This is a genomic window from Rhodococcus sp. EPR-134 (genome assembly GCF_001647205.1).
Classification (GTDB): Bacteria; Actinomycetota; Actinomycetes; order Mycobacteriales; family Mycobacteriaceae; genus Rhodococcus_F; species Rhodococcus_F qingshengii.
The window spans coordinates 1-5,027 of the sequence record NZ_LVCT01000598.1; the positions used below are offsets into that span (position 1 = coordinate 1).

General features: G+C 65.2%; 6 protein-coding genes and 1 pseudogene. All 7 read right to left on the reverse strand.

Features of this window, described 5'->3' with window-relative positions; genetic code table 11:
* A pseudogene (locus A2J01_RS26405) lies at positions 1-1,251 on the reverse strand (hypothetical protein); the annotation flags it as partial.
* Positions 1,252-1,267: 16 nt separating this feature from the next.
* Positions 1,268-1,582: a type II toxin-antitoxin system PemK/MazF family toxin gene (locus A2J01_RS26410; protein ID WP_042926284.1), complete on the reverse strand. Its 315-nt coding sequence runs from the start codon at positions 1,580-1,582 to the stop codon at positions 1,268-1,270.
* Positions 1,583-1,804, reverse strand: a complete 222-nt coding sequence (locus A2J01_RS26415; RefSeq protein ID WP_042926289.1) for a hypothetical protein — start codon at positions 1,802-1,804, stop codon at positions 1,583-1,585.
* A 183-nt stretch (positions 1,805-1,987) separates the two neighbouring features.
* Entirely contained in the window at positions 1,988-2,176 is a 189-nt protein-coding gene (locus tag A2J01_RS26420; RefSeq protein ID WP_064113923.1) for a hypothetical protein, read from the reverse strand.
* Positions 2,163-2,336 carry a hypothetical protein gene (locus tag A2J01_RS36595; protein ID WP_197494306.1) on the reverse strand — a complete coding sequence of 58 codons (174 nt, stop codon included), beginning with the start codon at positions 2,334-2,336 and terminating at the stop codon, positions 2,163-2,165. The genes A2J01_RS26420 and A2J01_RS36595 overlap by 14 nt, the downstream gene beginning before the upstream one ends.
* Before the next feature lie 29 nt (positions 2,337-2,365).
* Positions 2,366-3,664 carry an AAA family ATPase gene (locus A2J01_RS26425; RefSeq protein ID WP_064113924.1) on the reverse strand — a complete coding sequence of 433 codons (1,299 nt, stop codon included), beginning with the start codon at positions 3,662-3,664 and terminating at the stop codon, positions 2,366-2,368.
* Between the two features lie 70 nt (positions 3,665-3,734).
* A complete protein-coding gene (locus tag A2J01_RS26430; RefSeq protein ID WP_064113925.1) occupies positions 3,735-4,922 on the reverse strand; it encodes a hypothetical protein in 1,188 nt (395 codons plus the stop codon).
* Between the last annotated feature and the right edge of the window lie 105 nt (positions 4,923-5,027).

Sequence of the window (5,027 nt, forward strand, 5' to 3'; positions counted from 1 at the left end):
ATCGAGCGCGTCCTCGCCGCGAAGATGTCGAGGTTTTCCGTAGCCGAATTCGAGCATGCCAGCCGAAGCGAGGTACGCAGCTCGTTGGTCTATCGATACCAGTTGTGTTGCATCGGAAAGTTCTTCGAGGTCCGGGATGCGGGTCCATCCGAGGGCAGGTTCGAGATCTCCGCGGGGTTCGCCGTCCAACGGTGGGACCGGTCCACCGACAGTGACGACGATTCCTTTACCGCTGCGGGTGCGGTCGCGTTTGATCTTGTCGACGATGGCGGCGCCGGTGCGTGCGGGGGTGGGCCCGGGTAGCACGCCGAGGTGTTGTGCGCACCAGGCGAGTCGGCGTCCCAGTTCGCGGGCAGCGGGGAGGTCGTCGTCGGGGAGGTAGGTTCCGGCGGCCGGTGACCCGAGGATCCCCATGTCCCCCACGCGATTGCCCCATCCGAAGTCCTTGTTCCAGTAGGTCCACACGTAGGGTTCGATGAAAATGTCGACCATGGATGTGAAGTTCCCGGTGGTGCGGGAGAGGTGAACGACGTGGCCGGGTTCTCCGCGCAGTTCCCATCCTGCGGTCAGCATCGGGGTCAGCGTGGCGTGGAGGATCGCGGTGAGCTCTTCGGCAGCGCGGGTACGGAGGACTTCCATGTCGTCGACATCGTCTTCACTGCCCGGGTCGATGATCCATCCGAGCATCTCGCACGCTTCGATTCCCACTATCCAGATCTGTGCCGGCGCGCCCAGCGGGGTGAGCGTTGCCCATCTGATGAGTTTGTCAAGTTTTTCGATGGAATCGACTGGGCCGGTGAGTGTATGGCCAGACGGTGTGTAGGTGCCGGCTGCTGTGACAATGACGGCGTGGCCGTCTGCTGCCTCGCCGGCGGGAGGAAGGGCGGCCGGTTCGGTTGCGCCCCGTTCGGACGCCGGGGGAGGTTCCGGTCCCACGTCAGCAATGGGCTTATCTTGGGGCACAACTGTTTCCGTGCTGTAATCCGAAGACGGTGACGAGTCCGTACCTTGCCACGCTATGGGGGCGCTTTCGCCTGCCACTGGTTCGACCTCTGGTTCCGCGGCGACACGATCCTCCGCAATCGGCGCACGGGCATCCATCACGTCAGCATCGGGATCCGGCGCCGCGGCGTCGTCGAGATCGAAGAGCGCTGGTTCAGAATCGACCTCAGAACCATCCCCATGAACTCCGGGCACCGGAGAAGGATCGAGGTCGAACAGGGGAATCTGCTCCCACTTCCTCACCACCATCGCTGCCCCATCCCCGCTACTGGCGTCCTAATGACTCGAGATCAAATGCTGATCGCAATGCCCTGGTCAACAACACTTCCTGAGCAGGCAAGAGAAATCCTCGATTCACCCCGAGTGCCGACACCGGGATGGTCGTCACCCCGTCGCAGTCGACAACCGATCCGTCCTCGACACCGTTGTCTTCGCCCAAACTCAGCTCGGTCGATAACCCCCGCCCCTCCGCACGAACGGGAGCAACAGTGACCGTCCCCAGATGAGGCCGAACCAGCTCCCTCGTCAGAACCAAGACCGGACAGAGCGTTTCGAGGTGGGCGTCATGGATTGGCCGCACTCAGTTCTTCTTCCCGTGCGCGGCGGCGATATTCACATCGCTACCGGTTCCGAGACCATCAGACAAGATCTCCACGTCTCGGGCTGCAAGCTGTCGACGCTGCTCACGCTCCAACGCTCGAAGCACAACTTGAGCACGGCTTTTCGCGCGCCCACCACTGACCTCACTGTCGAGAAACACCACGATGTCCTCGGGTAGCCGTACCGCGATCTGCGTGCTCATAATCATCATGATACCGAATTGGGATGTAAACCGGTACCGGCCATTCCGTTCATCTTCCCTCAGCCTCCGCCCCTGACACTCCCGGTGCCGTGGACTGCCGGCCGAACGTCCGTGGACTGCCGGCCGAACGTCCGTGGACTGCCGGCCGAACGTCCGTGGACTGCCGGGCCGTCAGTGCCCCGACTACCCGGTGCCATACAACTCGGCGGTGTAATGCCCCTCCCCATTGCATGTGGCCTCATCCCAATCGACGCCCAACGCGTCGGCCAGGTGATGTGCATCGGAGAGGAAATCCGCGAACACCGTGGGCAATTCTTCGGTGCCGGTACCGCAGCGGCGGGCATACGCGATCATCCCGTCAGCTGCCCGCACAGCGCGGACGGAAGTTGTCGTGGATCTGCGACTCGGGGTCTTGCTCGTAGCGGAAGTCATCGCGCTTGCTGCCGCCTGCTGTCGATGCCGCGACTGCATCGAATGTGTCTATTCCTTCCCAGACGCGTGCACGGTATTCGATCTTCGCTGTTTCGGACATGTGTTGTGTCCCTTTCCCTTGCGGGTGAGCTACACAGCGGGGGTGCTGTGCAGCGCGGCCAACAGGCCGGTCTGGACCTCGAGCGCGGGCGACGGCGCACCATGTGCAAGAACGCTCGCAGTCGCGCTGTCGATGACGACGGACATGTGGGCGCGGTGACGCGAGAGCATCACGCAGGCGCGGCCCGCATCGAGGTTGAAAGGTTCGGCGGTCCGGTATCCCGCCAACGGGTGCAGCACCACGACGGCAGGACGCTCGAGGCCTTGCAGCGAATTGGCGGTGCCGACCAGTACGTCGGGGTGCTCGCTCAGTAGGGCACGGATCGCCGCAGCCTGAGTCACGTGCGGGACCACCACGGCCACGTCGGCGGCCGTCATTGGCCGCTGGCCTGCGGTGGTGACCAGATCCGCTGCCAGTAGTTCCGCCGCCCGCGCGGCGCATGCGGTCACCAGGGCCGGATCGGACGGGCCTCCGCAGGCTGTGATCGGGCGGTGCGCCAATTCGGGCCACACAACTCCGCTCGAATCGGTGAGGTGTTCCGGGGGCCGCTTCGAGGTGAACGGCAAATCGGGGTAGAACAGTGGCGCGATCAGTGCTGTGGTGTCGGGGCCAAGTCTCCAGGTGTGCGCCAACCGCACCATCCCCACCACGTCGCCGTGCGCAGCCAACAGTGCAATCGGGGCGGGTAGATCGGGCGCAGTTTCGCTTCCCTCCCAACGAGATACATCGCCGGTCACCACCGGGTCGATCTGTCCGGGATCACCGACGCACACCACCTGTTTCGCCATGGCTCCCAGCGCTCCCAGATCGGCGTAAGTGCATTGCCACGACTCGTCCACGATCAACACGTCCGCACCGACTCGGTCCGGGTCCGAGAACAACCATCGCGCCGTCGTGCCGATCAGAATTGCACCGACGTCGCCCTGCCAGCGCACTTTCTGCCCCGACACCACCGGTGTGTCGCCGCTATCCGGTGCCGGCGGCATCGCTTTCCACATCAAGGCGGCGCGGTCGGTGAGTGTTCCCAACCGGCGTGCAATCTCCACCGCCTGTTCGCGGGTCTGCGCCGCGATCCCTACGCGCAGATCCGCCCGGTGCGCCAATGCCGCAGCCAGCAGTGCAACCAATCGGGTCTTGCCCGCACCGGGAGGGGACGGCACCACCACCGCAGGATCACCCGACCACACCGAAAACAGCACCCGCGCCGTGATCGGGTCGGACATGATCTCCGACCCCGGCCACCCCGTCAGCGACGGGACGGGCGGACGGGACGACGACGGCACCGGGCCGGAGGGGGCAGCGATATCCGACGGGACAGTAATGCGCATGACGAATCAATCCTTTCCTCAAAAAGCTCTCTGAACTGGCTATTTACATACTTTGTGCCCAGTGCCGGCGTTATTCCTCAGCGCCCGCAATGAGCACGTCCAACGGCACTTCACGCCGGGAAGGAACGGGTGTCTGCCCCGTCGAAAGCCAGGACCGCCGCCCTCGGTAGAGCCGCCAGTACCGGCCACGACCAGCGCGCATCGCGAAAGGTGACGCCGCTTGCGGCATCAACACCACCGACGCCCCACTCGGCGGCGCATACATCCCCACCGAACCGAGTCCGAGCACCAACTTCCCGCCGACAACCTCCGTCGATGCGACCTCGACAGTGAACTGCTCGAACGGACGCCGTCGCGGTGTACCGACCCACCCGGTGACAGCAGATCCAACCCGAAGGCGCGAATCCAGACGCTCACACGTCACCGACAACGACCCGTTGCGGCGACGTGAACCTTTCGGTGGCGGCGTCATCGATGCCACACCCACCGCGACGTGGCCGGTGTGCAGTGCACGCTCGCGCCACATCGGATCATCGAGCAAGGCTGATGACATCACATCTGCTGCGTCACAACGACTTCGCAGACCCATCGCGGCGCTGGCCGTGTTGTCGGGACGCGACCAGTCGTGACCGTCCACCAGTGCGGACTGCGCCCGAGAAAACGAATACGCGTCGTCTTCGCCGATCGCAGCGAGCAGCGGCAGCAACGGGCCACTGCCGATCGCACGCGCCCACTCGTGCATCCCGGCGACACTCTCGTCCGCGATCTGAAACCACGTCCGCCACACCCTCGCCGACCGCTGCGCTTCCGGCACCACTCCGAGCACGTAGCGGGCACTGGACGCGGCCGGAAGATTCACCACCGCCGACGTGCCGGGATGATCCGCCCGATCCGCCCACCACCCCACCATCGCGGCGCTACCAGAGATGTTCGGGTCACTGTGGTGAGCGTGCGCCCGCGCCAACCCCACCAGCGCCGGAATCGTGCCGCCGTCGTCGGTGAGCAACATCGCCGGGGCATCCGCCGCCAACGTGCCGCCCAACCGTGCCAGCAACGCCAACCCTGCCTCATCGCACGCGGTTTCCTCACCTCCACCGAACGCCGCAGCGGACACGCTCACACTGCCGCCGCGTGCGCTCGCCCGCACCGCCAGCGCCGACGCTGACGGGGTGAACGTGGTGTGTGCGAGCCGAGCAACGGGGCGCCCTGTTTCGGCGGCATAGAGACGCTGAGCCAGATCGAACCATTCCACGCTCACGACACGTCCTCCGTCTGTTCGCACGCCAGGACCACCGGATTCGCGGCGCACTCCCACCCCGCACGCAACGCCCGCGCCGCCGCATCCTCGCCGGTACCGGCGACC